The 15,781-nt window shown below is 60.1% G+C and carries 14 protein-coding genes, 2 tRNA genes and 1 other RNA gene; 7 read left to right on the top strand and 10 right to left on the bottom strand.

Annotated features, from left to right (window positions below; genetic code table 11):
- Positions 1 to 68 precede the first annotated feature (68 nt).
- From ACG2K1_RS02140 to ACG2K1_RS02115, 6 genes are all read right to left on the bottom strand, one after another.
- Positions 69 to 1,673, bottom strand: coding sequence for a hypothetical protein (locus ACG2K1_RS02140; protein WP_395428304.1), 1,605 nt, complete (start codon positions 1,671 to 1,673; stop codon positions 69 to 71).
- A gap of 3 nt (positions 1,674 to 1,676) precedes the next feature.
- Positions 1,677 to 2,195: a hypothetical protein gene (locus ACG2K1_RS02135; protein ID WP_395428306.1), complete on the bottom strand. Its 519-nt coding sequence runs from the start codon at positions 2,193 to 2,195 to the stop codon at positions 1,677 to 1,679.
- 13 nt (positions 2,196 to 2,208) lie between these two features.
- Positions 2,209 to 2,910 carry a hypothetical protein gene (locus ACG2K1_RS02130; protein ID WP_395428308.1) on the bottom strand — a complete coding sequence of 234 codons (702 nt, stop codon included), beginning with the start codon at positions 2,908 to 2,910 and terminating at the stop codon, positions 2,209 to 2,211.
- 32 nt (positions 2,911 to 2,942) lie between these two features.
- Complete coding sequence (locus ACG2K1_RS02125) at positions 2,943 to 3,539, bottom strand: hypothetical protein (RefSeq protein ID WP_395428310.1); 597 nt, start codon at positions 3,537 to 3,539, stop codon at positions 2,943 to 2,945.
- Positions 3,532 to 5,085: a ParB N-terminal domain-containing protein gene (locus ACG2K1_RS02120; RefSeq protein ID WP_395428311.1), complete on the bottom strand. Its 1,554-nt coding sequence runs from the start codon at positions 5,083 to 5,085 to the stop codon at positions 3,532 to 3,534. Before ACG2K1_RS02120 ends, ACG2K1_RS02125 begins: the two co-directional genes overlap by 8 nt.
- 89 nt (positions 5,086 to 5,174) lie before the next feature.
- Positions 5,175 to 6,086, bottom strand: coding sequence for a ParA family protein (locus tag ACG2K1_RS02115; protein ID WP_402838536.1), 912 nt, complete (start codon positions 6,084 to 6,086; stop codon positions 5,175 to 5,177).
- 105 nt (positions 6,087 to 6,191) lie between these two features.
- On the opposite strand from ACG2K1_RS02115, the gene ACG2K1_RS02110 reads away from it, so the two are divergent.
- The 4 genes from ACG2K1_RS02110 to ACG2K1_RS02095 all read left to right on the top strand — a co-directional run bounded on the left by ACG2K1_RS02110 (position 6,192) and on the right by ACG2K1_RS02095 (position 9,291).
- On the top strand, positions 6,192 to 6,515 hold the full coding sequence (locus tag ACG2K1_RS02110; RefSeq protein ID WP_009427395.1) for a hypothetical protein: 324 nt from the start codon (positions 6,192 to 6,194) through the stop codon (positions 6,513 to 6,515).
- A gap of 145 nt (positions 6,516 to 6,660) precedes the next feature.
- Positions 6,661 to 7,024: RNase P RNA component class A (gene rnpB, locus ACG2K1_RS02105), an RNA gene on the top strand.
- 78 nt (positions 7,025 to 7,102) lie between these two features.
- A complete protein-coding gene (locus ACG2K1_RS02100) occupies positions 7,103 to 7,786 on the top strand; it encodes a 2,3-diphosphoglycerate-dependent phosphoglycerate mutase (protein WP_395428316.1) in 684 nt (227 codons plus the stop codon).
- Between the two features lie 137 nt (positions 7,787 to 7,923).
- Positions 7,924 to 9,291, top strand: coding sequence for a DUF2868 domain-containing protein (locus ACG2K1_RS02095; RefSeq protein ID WP_395428380.1), 1,368 nt, complete (start codon positions 7,924 to 7,926; stop codon positions 9,289 to 9,291).
- 199 nt (positions 9,292 to 9,490) lie between these two features.
- On the opposite strand, the gene ACG2K1_RS02090 is transcribed toward ACG2K1_RS02095, so the two are convergent.
- Together ACG2K1_RS02090 and ACG2K1_RS02085 are read right to left on the bottom strand one after the other, a co-directional pair.
- Positions 9,491 to 9,577 (bottom strand) — tRNA-Leu (locus tag ACG2K1_RS02090).
- 39 nt (positions 9,578 to 9,616) lie between these two features.
- Positions 9,617 to 9,703 (bottom strand) — tRNA-Leu (locus ACG2K1_RS02085).
- A 72-nt stretch (positions 9,704 to 9,775) separates the two neighbouring features.
- Between ACG2K1_RS02085 and rnr the strand changes: the two genes are divergently transcribed.
- From rnr to ACG2K1_RS02070, 3 genes are all read left to right on the top strand, one after another.
- A complete protein-coding gene (gene rnr, locus ACG2K1_RS02080; RefSeq protein WP_395428318.1) occupies positions 9,776 to 12,508 on the top strand; it encodes a ribonuclease R in 2,733 nt (910 codons plus the stop codon).
- A gap of 327 nt (positions 12,509 to 12,835) precedes the next feature.
- Entirely contained in the window at positions 12,836 to 14,221 is a 1,386-nt protein-coding gene (locus ACG2K1_RS02075) for a nucleobase:cation symporter-2 family protein (RefSeq protein WP_395428320.1), read from the top strand.
- A gap of 74 nt (positions 14,222 to 14,295) precedes the next feature.
- Positions 14,296 to 14,526 (top strand): heavy-metal-associated domain-containing protein, encoded by a 231-nt coding sequence (locus ACG2K1_RS02070; RefSeq protein ID WP_009427404.1) that lies wholly within the window; start codon positions 14,296 to 14,298, stop codon positions 14,524 to 14,526.
- A 564-nt stretch (positions 14,527 to 15,090) separates the two neighbouring features.
- Here the strand turns inward: ACG2K1_RS02070 and ACG2K1_RS02065 are convergent.
- Positions 15,091 to 15,462 (bottom strand): VanZ family protein, encoded by a 372-nt coding sequence (locus ACG2K1_RS02065; RefSeq protein WP_009751896.1) that lies wholly within the window; start codon positions 15,460 to 15,462, stop codon positions 15,091 to 15,093.
- Positions 15,459 to 15,665 (bottom strand): hypothetical protein, encoded by a 207-nt coding sequence (locus ACG2K1_RS02060; RefSeq protein WP_009751895.1) that lies wholly within the window; start codon positions 15,663 to 15,665, stop codon positions 15,459 to 15,461. The genes ACG2K1_RS02065 and ACG2K1_RS02060 overlap by 4 nt, the downstream gene beginning before the upstream one ends.
- Between the last annotated feature and the right edge of the window lie 116 nt (positions 15,666 to 15,781).

The following is a 15,781-nucleotide window of genomic DNA, read 5'->3' as shown; positions in this document are numbered from 1 at the left end:
ATGTATTGCATTGGAAAATCTGTAAACACTGTTTACAACCTTGCCACACCCAAATCTGTAAACACTGTTTACAACCCTGCCGCATCCGAATCTGTGTGGAGTCCACACAAACCTTGCCGTTTCAAATTCTGCCGCATCTCTTCCATCGCTTTGTCACGTGCCGCATCGCTTTCGGCCGTTCTCCGTGCTTCGTGTTTCGGAGCGGATTGCTGTGCTTGGTTTTCATACGCCGCCGCCCAAGCGGTTTGCCGTTCGCGGTTTTGTCTCGCCAGTGGCGCAACAACGCAGATCAGCTCTCCCGCCGTCTCTTTGCGGCACAGTACGGTCAGCAACCCGAGCGGGCTGGTTACGGGTTTGGTCTGTCCGGCAATTTCATCGAGAATCTCCTGCAAACGTTCGGCCGTGGTTTCCGGCAGCAGTTTGTCGAAGATTTGGCGGGCGTTGTTTTGCAGCGAACTGCCGAAGGTCTTGGGGTAGACCAGTCCGTCATGGCGGGACGGGCTTGGAGAAAAAAATCCGCCATTCCCCACCACTACATCCTGCGTGCTTTCAGGCTGCCTGTGTTGCATCTGCAAAGGTGGGGTATTGTTGTAGTTGTTCCCGATAGGGAACTGTCTGTAATCTAAAACCTTAACAATTTCCCCTTTCGTCGGGTGTGTATTTTCCGATTTGTCGGCTGTGTATTTCCCCTTTTGTCGGGTATGTATTTTCCCATTTGTAGGTTGTGTATTTTCCCTTTTGTCGGGTGTGTTCTCCGAAAAGTGCACTACTGTATTCGCCCTTTTGTCGGGTGTGTTCTCCGAAAAAGCGACTGCTGTATTTTCCCATTTGTCGGGTGTGTGTTCCGCAAGGGTTTCTGCCGGAGAAACGGCGGTATTTCCGTTTTCAGGCTGTACCGGTAGGAAACGGCTGCGGCGGTTTTGCAGCGCCTGCCAGATGGCCTGTCCGTTGATCAGGGTGAAGATGCGCCGTGAGGCGTAAAAATGTTTTTCAACGATAAACTTCCGCGACTTGAGCTTGTTGCGGGCGGTCAGCTGGGTTTTGTAGGGCAGCGACAGGTGTTGCTGCCATGCGGGGATGTTGAAGCTGACAAACCAGCGTTCTTGGCCGCTGCCGCTGCCTTTGGCGATGCATTGCTGCAGCATAAACGACAGCATCAGCGCGGAATGGATGCAACCGGTCAGTTCGACCAAGTCGCGGTGGTAGGCGATACGCTCTTTGAAATAGCGCAGGAAGAACAGATCGGACTCGTGCAGCGTCGGTGCGGGCGCACCCTCGGGACAGGGTACGCCGTTGGCAGTGCACACCGCCCGTGCCAGCCTTTCCAGATTGAGGCGCAATTCCAGCCTGCTTTTGGCAAAACCGAAACGCCGGTAGCGGGTTTCGATCAGTCCGCGCTCCTGCAGCTTTTTCTTGCAGGTACCCTGTTCGCGTTCGGACAGACCGGTTTCTTCAAACATCTGTGCCACCGATTTGAATATCCAACCCTGTGCAGCCGCCGTATCGCGCCCGTGGCGCGTCCAATAGACCAGCTGCGACAGAAATACCGCCGCTTTAACCGAACCGGCGACGGCAATCAGGCATTTGTAAACGGCAATGGTGCGCCCGCCCTGCAAAGCCTGTTTGCAGAGCATGATGTCGCGGTTGAACTCGGCGGCAGCGGGCAGCTTCATGGTCTATTCCGCCTCCGTATCCGCTGTTTCCGGTTTCAGGCTGCGATCCTCGTACCGCACGATTCTCGGTGCGCTTCCCTGCCGGTCGGTCTGTACCCAATAGAAGCCGTGATAACCGTCTTTACCGGCATCGCCGAGTATGGTGCCGGATATCTCTTCAAGACCGTCGGACAGCCTGACCCTGCAGCCTGCCTGCAATTGCGGCCGGATGCCGTTGTCCGCCACCCAGCGTTTTTCTGCTTCACGGTGCCGCATGAACAGAATCGTACCGATTCGGGCAAAGTTATCGACATCCCGGTCTTCAAGGGAATCAAAATCGAAACAGTCAGGGTGGTAGCGCTCCAAAAAGCGTAACAACCGGTAGCCGCGCTGCGACACTTCAAAGTATTCGCGGATATAGCAGTCGCGTATCAAAGCCAGTTGCTCTTCGCTAAAAGGATAGCAGGACAGTGCCTCGCGGACGGCCGCCATGACCAGTTCGGAATCGCGGGGGTCGGGGCGCGGCGGAATATTGGTTTTCATCGTATTCCCCCTTTCAGACAGCCAAAGCCTGCATATAGTCAGTGGTCAGTTCGGCCAGCCGGTTCAGGCTGTAACGGCAGCGGCGCATGCGCGGGAAACCGCCGTAGCCGTATTCCAATACGCCGATGCCGCACAGTGCTTCGCCGGCACGCCGCTGTTCGGCTTTGCTGAGAAAGCTGCGCTCACTGACGTTTTTCTCGGGCAGCAGTACCCAGTCGCTCCATGCTTTGCGGTCGTTCAGGCTGCAATGCGGCGTTTCCGACTGAATAACGGCCAGATACAGCGCAGCCTTAAACGACAGACCGAAATGCAGCAGGGTACGCAGGTGCAGCCGGTTGAGCGATACCGGTGGCGAGGCGATATCGGCAAGCAGCAGTGATGCTTTGTCGCGCACCATCTCTTCCAAACGCGCTCCGTCAAGGCGGTAGAGCGATACGCCGGTGTCGCGCCGGTTTTCCAGTACGCCGGCGGCCAGCAGGGTGTCGCGCACCGCATACCAGCGGCCGCGCCCCAAACCGGTCTGCTTGTGTACGATGTTTTCATTCAATGCTGCCCATTCGTCGTGGTCGTACAGCCCGACATAACAGCTGAGAAAATAACCTGCGGTAACCGAACCCAGTGCTTGGGCGAACTGGGTAACGTACACCACCGGCTCGTCCCACAAGGCAGCCAGATAGGCGGTGTCATCCTGCCCGAAGGCAGCGGGTACGGCCATATCTGCCGTATGCAATAAGGCAGCATCCGGTCTCATGCTGATTCTCCCGAACAGCAGACGGTGCAGTACAACTGGCCGAGACTGTATTGCGGGTACTGTACGGCCAGCTTTTGGTAGCGGACAAAGGTATCTGCTTCGTCCGCCCCCTGCCGCCAGCTGTCCAGCACCGACAACCGGTCTTCCACCGGCAGCACGGGAATACGGCCTTTGCCGGCCGGCAGCTTCATTTCCTGACGCATCTGCCGGATGTCCTGCGGCGAGATTTCGCAACACAGCAGCAGAATCATCCGGTTACTGCCGCCATTACGGATCAACCATTCGCAGCGCTGCAGGTGCAGGCTGCGCCGCTCCGAGTCGGCCGCTGTACCGTCCACCGCTGCCTGCAGATCGGGCAGGGAAACACGCACTTCCACCGCAGCGGCAAGACGCCCGGCCACTTGGTGCAGTTCTTCCGGCGTCATTGCCTGCAGACGGGCAAACAGTGCGGCATAGCGGTGCAGCATCACGGCATTGGCCGCCGCTTCGCACCGGCTCTTGGGCAGAACCAGCAGCGAACCGACTGCGGCCAGCAGTTGTTGGTGGACGGCGGTCCTGCCGCCTGTTCTGATACGGTAATATTCCTTATCCACGGTTGCTCTCCTCACTGCGGTGGATATGCCGGAGCATTGCCAGGATATCCTCTACCGGCTGCGTGTACGGCGTGTCGGTGATCTGCCAGCGCAGAACCTGGTCGAGCAGATAGTGCCGTTCGCCGATGCCCATCGTGTTGTATTCGTCCAGTATGTCGGGATCTTGATAGGCCAGCCGCAGCGGTGAATCTGCCGGCAGTTGCAGTAACGGATTGCCGCCGCCCAAATCGGGATTGTTGAGTAACGCATCCTGCATCGATACTCGGCTCAGATAGGCGAATACGTCGCCTGCGTCTTCGTGCAGGTTGTCGATGACGTACAGTGCGGGCGGATCGGCAGGACGGATGTGGTGGAAATCGGGATATTCGAGATAGAAGCCGTAACGGAAGGCCGCATGGCTGCGGAAGCAGTGTGCCAAATGCACCTGTTCCAACATGGTGCGTACCGCCGCATGCAGTTTGCGGACAGCTTCGCCGTGTGAGAGCGCAGAAATGGCTGCGGGCGCAGTTGCCTGTACTGTGTGCTGTTCAGTCTGCGGGTCGACCGCCGACTGAACAGTGGCAGTAGAATTGCCGTGTTCTGTCGGGGCAGACGGCTGCGTGCCGCTGTCCGGTTGGCTTGCTGTGCCGGCTTCCTGCCGTTCGGATCGCCTTTGGCCATGTGCGGAAGTATCGGCTGGGTTTTCAGGCTGCCTGATAGGGTGATCTGCTGTTGCAGTTTTCTGTCCAGATACGGATGCTGTTGCAGCCGGTTCTGCGCTGTTGGGTGTCTCCTGCTTCGGCAGGATGTCTCCGAAGGTTTCGGTAAAATGCTGTTGCAGGAATTTACCCAAAGCAGGGACATCCAGTTCCGAATCATCGGGATGTGTTTCCGACCATGCGGACAGGTTGTTGCGCCAGAAATCCGGCAATTTGGCTTCCGCACCGACTGCTTTCAGTTCGGTGTCAAACCGATTGAACAGCTTGCGGATGTCCAAGCACTTGGGATTAGACAGATACAGACTTAACCCGCCCAACGGATACAGGTTGTCGGCTGCGAAAAACATTAATCCTAATTGGGCATGCGACATCGACAAACCATGCGTCAGAAACAGCGTCTCCAACTCCCGCAGGCTCAGTTTTTTCTCGCTTTGGCTCTGAAACATCTCACGAATAGCCGCATAGGCCTGCGCCTTGTCCCAGAAGCACATCTCCGCACGCTGCTCGTTTTCGATCAGGTGGGCGATTTGAATGTCTGCTTCCGAAGTGTATTCGGTATAGATGGCGGGAATTTCGGCAAACCGTGTATCGCCAGTTTCCGCCAGCAATTCCTGCATGATTTTGAGCCGCGTATTGCCGCCCTGCGACAGTAGGAAGCGGCTGCTGCCCGGGCGGCGGGTAATGTGTACCGGCTGCTGTACGCCGCTTTCGCGGACGGATTCCTTGATCTGCCGGTACAGTTCCGGATCGTGGCGGGTGCGCGGGTTTTTGTCGAAAAAGTCAATCTCTGCCACCGAAACATTGATAAACAAACCGGGGAATACATCCTCCTTGCGGCCGATGTCCATTGATGTTTGCGCAGGTTGCGGTACCAGCAGGCTGCCGGTAACCGCCTCCGGTGTCAGTTGGATTTTGGGTTTGGTGTGTACGGGGTTGCTCATTGCTGCCCCTCCCGCGCTGCTTCAGGCAATGCTGCCCTTTCTTCGGGCAACAGGTTTTCCAGATTGTCGCCGAACATATGGCAGGTAATCTGCTCTTCTTTGATTTTCGGGAACAATTCCTGAACCAGCGCGATCATCAGCTGGCGGGCGGAATCGGATTTGCCCGCATGGGTATGCTCGTGACAGTGCACCGGAATCCGCAAGGTTGCCGCCTCCTTGTAGGCTTTGGCATGGGGAATTTCCAAAGACAGCAGTTGTTTTTTACCGTCCAAACCGCTGTTGAAGTATGTCTTGATGCTCTCGGTAATCATCCGTGCATCTTTGGTACGGTCTTTACCGTAAATCAGCGCGCGCAACGGCGGTACCGGCAGATTCATCGCCGCACCGTGTGCCAGCCTGTCCAATGCTTCCTGTGTGCCGGAAATAAACTCACGGGCACTCAGGGTTTCGGGCATAATCGGCGAAATCAACATGTTGGCTGCAAAGCAGGCAGCATCCTGAATTACGCCCACCGCACCTTTGGTGTCGATTAGGACGGCATCGTAGTTTTCGGAAATATAGGGATGGATAAGTTTGTTGCGCAGCAGAAACGCGCGGTCGGGACGGTCGTAAACCTTGCTCTGAACATCGTCGCGGATGTTGTTGGACATCACAATGTCCAGATTCGGGTAAACCGTATTGGAGATGGTGGAACGGATGGATGCTTCGTCGTTTTTGCCCAACAGCAATTCGACTGTGCCGTCGGGCGAGCGGCGGTGCAGCGGATAGTATTTGCTCAAAGATGCCTGCGTGTCGGTATCGACCATCAGCACCCTGAATCCCATATCTGCCAAAACTGCAGCCAAAGACGCTGTCAGCGTTGTTTTACCCGTTCCCCCTTTTGTGGAAACAACTGTCAAAATAACCATAAGAATATCCTTTTTTATCAAAAGCATATTCTCTTGAAGGCCTTAAAAGCAATCGCACCGTATCTAGGTTGAACTCACTGAAAACCCATTTTCGAGGAACATGAAATGAACATCCGCCTCCTGCTTCCCGTCCTCGCACTCACCCTCTGCGCCGCCGCGTCGGCCGAGCCCGCCGACGAACTTCTCAGCGCCCAGGCCGCCTTCCGTCAGGCGCTGTCGGAACAAAACACCGTCGACGCCAACCTCTCCGGCCTGCAACAGAAACTCGTCTCCGCCCAACAGCGCAAAGCCTCCGCCGAAGCCGACATCCAAGCCTACACGCAGCAGCTTGGCGAAGCGCAGCAGCGCAAGGCCGCCAACGATGCCGCCCTGCAACAGGCGGGCGAGCGCCTCAACGCCGCCTGGCAGGCCGTACACGGCAGCCGTTAGGCCGTCTGAAAGCAGCGCTTCAACGAAGTTAAAACGCCGATTAGCGCCACCCGAACCGTTTTGCCGGACACCAAGGCCGTCTGAAAGCGCGTTTGCAGCTTTTCAGACGGCCTTTTTCCTTTTCCGTTATAATCCGCGCCGCACACGGGCCGGACAGACAGTCGCCGCGTATCGCGTAAGGCATACGGGGAGGAAAGTCCGGGCTGCACAGGGCAGGATGCCGGCTAACGGCCGGGCGCGGCAACGCGACGGAAAGTGGAGCAGAAAGCAAAACCGCCGACGGCGCCCCGCAAAGGGCGCACGGGCAAGGGTGAAAAGGTGCGGTAAGAGCGCACCGTGCACTTGGCAACAAGGCGCAGCAGGCCAAACCCCATCCGCAGCAAGACCAAACAGAACGCATTGACGCGGCCCGCCGAGCGTTCGGGTAGGTTGCTGGAGCGTATCGGCAACGGTGCGCCTAGAGGAATGACTGTCCGCGACAGAACCCGGCTTACCGTCCGACCCGCGTGCCCCATTCAGGCCGTCTGAAAACCCTTTCAGACGGCCTTCCCCAAACCGGAAACCGCAAAAACCCAAAGGAGCAAACCATGGAACTCGTCTTCATCCGCCACGGCCAAAGCCAATGGAACGCCAAAAACCTCTTCACCGGCTGGCGCGACGTCAACCTCAGCGAACAGGGCGTCGCCGAAGCGCAGGCCGCCGGACGCAAACTCAAAGAACAGGGCTACCGCTTCGACCTCGCCTTCACCTCCGTCCTCACCCGCGCCATCAAAACCTGCAACATCGTCCTCGAAGAATCCGACCAGCTCTACGTTCCGCAAATCAAAACATGGCGGCTGAACGAGCGCCACTACGGCCGCCTGCAGGGGCTCGACAAAAAACAAACCGCCGAACAATACGGCGACGAGCAAGTGCGCATCTGGCGCAGAAGCTACGACACCCTGCCGCCCCTGCTCGACGCCGACGACGAATTTTCCGCCCGCAAAGACCCCCGCTACGCCCACCTGCCCGCCGACATCATCCCCGACGGCGAAAACCTCAAAACCACCCTCGAACGCGTCCTGCCCGTGTGGCACGACCGCATCGCTCCCGCCGTTTTGAGCGGCAAACGCGTCCTCGTCGCCGCCCACGGCAACAGCCTGCGCGCCCTCGTCAAACACATCGAAGGCATAGGCGACAACGACATCATGTCCGTCGAAATCCCCACCGGCCAGCCGTTGGTGTACAAACTCGACGACAAACTCAACGTCCTCGAAAAATTCTATCTCTAACCTCAGGGGCTGTTGACAATCAGCCCCGGGCCGTCTGAAAACGCCGCCGCGCCCTTTCAGACGGCCTCTTCCACCCACACCGCTCCCGTGCCGCCACCCGCAGGCAAGAACGGAAACGGCCTTCACATTCCGCCATGCTGCTCGACTCCCGCCGCCAACTTGCCGAACTCGTCCGCCTTCTCGAAGAAAGCGGCCACCTCTTCGCCGCCGATCCCGCCCCGATTACCGAATCCCTGCGCCACAGCAGCCTCGGCACGGAAGAGCGCCTGCTGCGCCGCGCCGAACTGGCCGACCGCGACGGCCGCCTCGCCGACGCCCTGCAACGCAACCGCCAAGGCGTGTTCTGGCTGTGGGTTGTGACCGCCACCGCCCTCTTTTCCGCCGCGTTCTCCGCCACCTTCGTCCTGATGGACGAAAAAGGCCTCAACTTCTTCCTTATCCTTGCCGGCGTGCTCGGCACCAACACCGTCATGCTCGCCGTCTGGCTTGCCGCAACCGTCTTCCTGCACGTCAAAACCCTGCTGCCCGTTTCCAGCCCCTCCACCTGGCTGCGCGGCCGCGACAGCGTCAACCAGGCCGTATTGCGGCTTTACGCAGACGAATGGCGCAAACCCGCCGTGCGCTGGCGCATCGGCGCCGCTTCGCACAGCCTGTGGCTCTGCACCCTCGCCGGCATGCTCGTCTGCATCCTGCTGCTGCTCACCGTGCGCCAGTACACCTTCAACTGGGAAAGCACCCTGCTCGACAACGGCGCGCTGGTACAGACTGTCGCCGCCCTCGCCAAACTGCCCGCCGCCCTCGGTTTCCCCGTACCCGACGATGCCGCCGTGCTGCAAGGCCGTCTGAACGGCAACGCCGCCCATGCCCGCGCTTGGGCAGGACTGCTGATCGGCAGCATCCTCTGTTACGGCATCCTGCCGCGCCTGGCCGCCTGGGCAGCCTGCACCCTCCTCCTGCGCCGCGCCGCCGAAACCCTGCCGCTCGACAAACCGTATTACCAAAACATCATCCGCCAGTGGCAGAGCGCCGTCACCGACGCCGACCAGGGCGGCGAACCCGCCCCCGCCCCGCTGCCCGACATCTCCGCCGACAACGGCGCGGCCAAATGGGCAGTAATGCTCGAAACCGAGTGGCCCGACAAAGGCTGGTACAAAAACGTCCTCGGCCAAGACTGGCTCGACCAGGGCTGCGCCGACAGCCGCGACGCCGCAGCCGCCTTGCGCGAACGCCTCGCCGCCCAACCCGTCCGCCTGCTGATCGGCATCCGCGCCCACACCGTGCCCGACCGCGGCATCCTGCGCCAAACCGCCGCCCTCGCCGCCGCCGCGCAAGGCGGCGCCATCGTCCAGCTCTTGCAGCAGGATGCGTCCGGCAAACCGCTTTCAGACGGCCTCGAAGCCTTACTGCCGCAATGGCACGCCGCCCTCAACAGCCTCAACCTCCCGTGGCTCGACCCGCCGCACGCCGCGCAAAAACAACGCGCCCGCACGACGCAGAAGCACTGAACGGACAACGCGAAAAGGCCGTCTGAAAGCCCGGTTTCAACCAACCCGAACCTTTCAGACGGCCTCTGTGCATCCTGCCCATCACGTATGCCACACGCGGCAAACGAAAACGAAAATGCCCGCAAACTGCGGGCAAAATAAAAACCGCTTTGCGCGGCTCTGTTTCCGTATCTCTGTTTTATCGTCTGCTGTTTTATTCTGGTGCCCGGGAGAAGACTCGAACTTCCACACCCGTGAGGATACCAGCACCTGAAGCTGGCGCGTCTACCAATTCCGCCACCCGGGCAATCCGAATTTTTACAGCATCGTTTCAAAGCAAAGTGTTTGGTGCCCGGGAGAAGACTCGAACTTCCACACCCGTGAGGATACCAGCACCTGAAGCTGGCGCGTCTACCAATTCCGCCACCCGGGCTTTGCTTTAATATCCGTCTTGCGTTAAAGTAACGCCCGACCGAAAGGGTGCATTATATATCCCCATTAAGGAATGTCAATCAGAAAAATGAAGAAAAAAGCTAAACCTTTAAGCCTTCGGGAAAAAGACCCGTTTTTGGCACGCGAGCAGCAGCGCTACGACTTCCCCCTGCCCAGCCGCGAATGGATTATCGAAATATTGGAAAACGAGGGCGTGCCGCTGTCCATGCCCGCGCTGGCGGAAAAACTCTCCATCAGCGAAGCGGAATACGAATTTTTCGAACGCCGTCTGAAGGCGATGGCGCGCGACGGGCAGATTCTCATCAACCGCCGCGGCGCGGTGTGCGCCGGGCAGAAACTGGAGCTGGTCAAATGCCGTATCGAAGCGCACAAAGACGGCTTCGGTTTTGCCGTACCCGTCGACAAGCTGCCCAAACAGGCCGATTTCGTTTTATACGAACGGCAGATGCGCAACCTGATGCACGGCGACATCGTCACCGTCCGCCCCGCCGGCACCGACCGCCGCGGCCGCCGCGAAGGCGAAGTGCTCGACATCATCGAACGCGCGCAAACCGACGTCGTCGGCCGCTTCTACCTCGACCACGGTGTCGCCATCATGGAGCCCGAAGACAAGCGTCTCAACCGCGCCATCCTGCTCGAACCCGATTCCGTCGCCGCCCTCCAACCGCAGCAGGGACAAGTCGTCGCCGCCCGCATCGAAAGCTACCCGCACAACCACCAGCCCGCCGTCGCCCGCCTCACCGAAGTGCTGGGCGACTACGCCGACAGCGGCATGGAAATCGAAATCGCCGTACGCAAACACCGTCTGCCGCACGAATTTTCCGCCGCCTGCACCCAAGCCGCCGCCAAAATCCCCGACAAAGTGCGTCCCGCCGAGCGCAAAGGCCGCGAAGACCTGCGCAAACTGCCGCTGATCACCATCGACGGCGCCACCGCCCGCGATTTCGACGACGCCGTTTACGCCGAAAAACAAGGCCGCAACTACCGTCTGGTCGTCGCCATCGCCGACGTCAGCCACTACGTCCGCCCGGGCGAACCCATCGACCGCGACGCCTACGAACGCGCCACCAGCGTCTACTTTCCCCGCCGCGTCATCCCCATGCTGCCGGAAAACCTCTCCAACGGCATCTGCTCCCTCAACCCCGGCGTCGAACGCCTGTGCATGGTGTGCGACATGACCGTCACCTACGCCGGCAACATCAAAGAATACCGCTTCTACCCCGCCCTCATGCGCTCGCACGCCCGCCTTACCTACGACCAAGTCTGGCAACATCTCGAAGCGGGCGGCGACTACCCGCACAAAAGCCAAATCGAAACCCTCTACAAACTCTTCCAAATCCTGCACAAAAAACGTGCGCAGCGCGGCGCGATGGAATTTGAAACCGTCGAAACGCAAATGCTGTTCGACGACCACGGCAAAATCGAGCGCATCGTCCCCGTCGTGCGCAACGACGCCCACAAACTCATCGAAGAATGCATGCTGGCCGCCAACGTCTGCGCCGCCGACTTCCTCATCAAAAACAAACACCGCGGCCTCTTCCGCAACCACCTCGGCCCCACCCCCGAAAAACTCGCCGCCCTGCGCGAACAACTCGCCCTGCTCGGCCTCAGTCTCGGCGGCGGCGACAACCCCCCCCCCAAACACTACGCCGAACTTGCCGAAAAAATCAGCGGCCGGGCCGACCGCGAACTCATCCAAACCATGCTCCTGCGCTCCATGCAGCAGGCCGTATACGAAGCCGAAAACCAAGGCCATTTCGGTCTCGCCTACGAGCACTACGCCCACTTCACCTCCCCCATCCGCCGCTACCCCGACCTGATGGTGCACCGTGCCATCAAAGCCGTGCTCGAAGGCGGTACCTACGCCCCCGAATCATGGAACGAAGCGGGCGTGCACACCTCCGCCTGCGAGCGCCGCGCCGACGACGCCTCCCGCGACGTCGAAAACTGGCTCAAAACCTACTACATGCGCGACAAAGTCGGCGAAACCTTCGACGGCCGCATCACCGGCATGGCCAACTTCGGCCTCTTCGTCACCCTCGACGACATCCACATCGAAGGCATGGTGCACATCAGCGACCTGGGCGAAGACTATTTCCACTACCGCCCCGAAGTCATGCGTATCGAAGGCGAACGCAGCGGCATCCGCTTTGAAATGGGCAGCCACGTCACCGTCCGCGTCACCCGCGCCGACCTCGACACCAGCAAAATCGATCTCGCCCTCATCAGCGGCGGCGAAGGAAAGCGCCAACGCGGCGCCAAACAGCAAAACACCGCCGAAACGCCCGCCCGAAGGCCGTCTGAAAGCGAAGCCTCAACGAGGTCAAAACAGCAGCCAGACGCCCCCGCCAAAAGCCGCAAGCGCAAACGTGGCGGAAACAAAGCTGAAGCCGTCCCACAAACGGCAGCGCAGCAGGAGAGGCCGTCTGAAAGCGCACAAAACACCGCAACCCAAAGCCGCAAACGCAAGCGCGGCGGAAAAAACAGCGAAGCCGCCGCCCCGCAAACGGCAGCGCAGCAGGAGAGGCCGTCTGAAAACAGCCGCCAAGCATCTTCCAATAGCCCAACACCCGCCGCACGGCCAACCCAAGCCCGCGTGCTCGCCACCGTCAACGGCAAAATCACCCTCGTCTCCGGCCACGCCGACAGCGCCCCTGCCGCGCCAAGCAAAACGACGGCGGACGATGCATCCGATAAAAAGGAAAAAGGCAAAACCCGCAAACCGCGCGGCAGCGGCAAAACCGCCGCCCGCAAAAAGAAAACGGCAGACAAAAAATCCCGCTGACACGGCAACAACAGGCCGTCTGAAACCCGCAAGGGCTTTCAGACGGCTTTTCCGCCACCAGTAGGGTGTGTTGCGCAGCAACGCACGCGGTTTTTTCATATCCCGACAATCTGCACAGCAGCCCCGCACACCTGCGGCACTCACCCCGCGCCCCGATACTTTGAGGCCGTCTGAAAGCGGAGCTTCAACAAAGCCAAAACCCGTTTTTGATTTTTCAGACGGCCTTTCTGCCGCTTTCGGGCGGCGCGCCTCCGCTTTATAATGCCGCCCTTTCCCCGCAGCCGCCTTCTGCCGCTGCGGTTTTTCCCGCACACACGAAAGCACGATATGTCCGCCCCCGCCCCGCAGCAGCCCGCCGATCTGGTCTACCGCCTCGAAGACAGGCCGCCGTTTGCCAATGCGCTTTTGAGCGCCGTTACCCACCTGCTCGCCATTTTTGTGCCGATGATTACGCCCGCGCTGATTGTCGGCAGCGCGCTCAATCTGCCGCCGGAAATGACGTCCTATCTGGTGTCGATGGCGATGGTGGCCTCGGGCATCGGCACGTTTTTGCAGGTGAGCCGCTTCGGGCCGGTCGGCTCGGGGCTCTTGTCCATCCAGTCGGTCAACTTTTCCTTCGTCGGCGTGATGATTGCGCTGGGCAGCGGCATGAAGGCGCAGGGCATGGACGAAAACGCGATGATGTCGGCGCTGATGGGCATTGCTTTTGCAGGGGCGTTTATCGTGGCCGGTTCGGCCTGGCTGCTGCCCTATCTGAAAAAAGTGATTACGCCCACCGTCAGCGGCGTGGTGGTGATGATGATCGGCCTGAGCCTTATCAGTGTGGCGATTACCGAGTTCGGCGGCGGCTTCGCGGCACAGGGCAACGGCACCTTCGGCTCGCTGCAAAACATCGGCCTCGCCTCCTTCGTGCTGGCCGTGGTGCTGGTGTTCAACTGCCTGAAAAACCCGCTGCTGCGCATGAGCGGCATCGCCGTGGGCATGATTGCGGGCTACGCGGTGGCGCTGTATTTGGGCATGGTCGATTTTTCCGTGCTGGACAAGCTGCCCGCCGTCACCCTGCCCGTCCCCTTCAAATACGGCTTCGACTTCCAACCGGCGCCGTTTCTGGTGGCCGCGCTGGTTTACCTTCTGAGCATCTTTGAAGCAGTGGGCGACCTGACCGCCACGGCCATGGTGTCGGGCGAAGACTACGAAGGCGAAGCCTTCCGCAGCCGCCTGCGCGGCGGCGTGCTGGCCGACGGGCTGGTGTCGGTCATTGCCACCGCGCTGGGCTCGCTGCCGCTGACCACCTTCGCGCAAAACAACGGCGTGATTCAAATGACGGGCGTCGCCTCGCGCCACGTCGGCCGCTACATCGCCGCGATTTTGGTACTGCTTGGGCTGTTTCCCGTCGTCGGCCGCGCCTTCACCACCATCCCCAGCCCCGTTATCGGCGGCGCCATGGTGCTGATGTTCGGCCTGATTACCGTGGCCGGCGTGCGCATCCTGATGAGCCGCGGCATCAACCGCCGCGAAATGGTTATCGCCGCCACCTCCATCGGCCTCGGCCTGGGCGTGAGCTTCAAACCCGAAGTCTTCGCCCTGCTCCCGCTCAAAGAACTGTTCCAAAACCCCATCTGCATGGGCGGCTGCGCCGCACTCCTGATGAACCTGCTGATGCCGCACGACAACGGCAGCCGCGTCTACCTGAGCGACGATTTGGAAGTATAGGCCGTCTGAACCACCCGACGGCCACCCCCGCAAGCTTTTTGTCCGAAAGGACTTTCACACAAGGAAACCCCGCCATGACCAAAACCATGCTCGCCGCCGTCCGCGGCATGCACTGCCCCAACTGCGTTGCCAAAGTCAACCGCGCCTTCTCGTCCGTTGACGGCGTCACCACCGCCGAAGCCGATCTGGAAGGCCAAAACGCCCGCATCACCTACGACCCCGCCGTCACCGACCCCGAACGCGTCATGACAGGCTTCGTCGAAATCTTCGGCAACCGCTTCGAGCTCGCCATACTCGAATCCTGAGCCGCTGCCGTAACAAAAGGCCGTCTGAAAACTCGATTTGGGTTTCAGACGGCCTTTTTTATTCGCACCGATGCCCTGCAAAAGTTTTGCCGTAGCGGCACCACCCACCCTAACCCTCCCCCGCAGGGCGGGAGAGGGGAAGCGGTTGCCCGAAAGGTTTCAGACGGCCTCAAATCGGCCTGAAACCTGAAAGGCCGTCTGAAAGCGAAATTTAAACGGAGTGAAAACGTGGTTTTCAAATCTGAAAGGCCGTCTGAAACCGCCAATCCCGCCGCGTATTTGACTCCCTCTCCTGCGCCCGCGCGGGGGAGGGTCGGGGAGGGGGTGGCAGTCCGCAGAACTGCATTCGCGCCGATGCCCTGCAAAAGTTGCCGCAGCGGTGCAAGCCCCACCCTAGGGGCTGTTGACAATCAGCCTTGCGGCAGTGTTTTTGGTAAAAATCCGCTTCGCAAGCTGAATGTCAACAGCCCCTAGCCCTCCCCCGCGGGGCGGGAGAGGGAATTCCGTTATCCGGTTCAGTTTCAGAAACGTCATTCCCGCGAAGGCGGGAACGGCCTTTGCATTCTATTGTCCGTTGCGGCTGCGCCATACTTTGTCTGCCAGCCACAGCGCGGCGGCGGTACCGGCCAGGTCGGCCAGGGCGTCGAGCGGGTCGGCGCTGCGGGTGCGGGTGAACAGCGCCTGTGCCGCTTCGGTGGCGGCGGCGAGCACGAGGGCGGCGGCGGCCAGGTGCAGTATCGGCGGGCGGCGGCGCTCTTCGTTCCATGCGCGTGCGGCCAGCTGGAATTGGGCGAAAAAGGCGGCGAAATGGGCGGTTTTGTCGAAGTGGGGAAAGGGCGGCGGCGTGTGGCTGCCGCTTTCGCGCAGCAGTGCGAACCACAGGGCGGCGAACCATAGGGCAGCAAAGAGGGTGTATCGGTTGCGCGGCAGGTTCATGCGCCTTCCTCGGCCAGCCAGTCGCTGCATATTTGCGCCAGCGGTAGGAATTTGCCGCCGCGCTGTGTCAGGATGCCGCGCCATTGTCCGACGTCGGCCGCATCGGGCGCTTGGTCGAGGCTGCATTCGTAGAGCATGAATTCGAGGGTTTCCCGCACGGCGGCGGGTGTTTCGCTGCGGATGAGTTCGGTGATGTGCTGCATGGCAGGCCGTCTGAAAGGGTGGATAAGGCGGCGTATGTTACCGTTGCACCGCGCGTGCGGCAAATGTGCAAAGGCCGTCTGAAAGGGTTTCAGACGGCCTTTTTTGTCTGCGTCGG

Source organism: Neisseria sp. 23W00296, from assembly GCF_044772855.1.
GTDB lineage: Bacteria > Pseudomonadota > Gammaproteobacteria > Burkholderiales > Neisseriaceae > Neisseria.
Note: the sequence above shows the minus strand (reverse complement) of the source record. Positions and strands in the feature narration are given on the sequence as shown.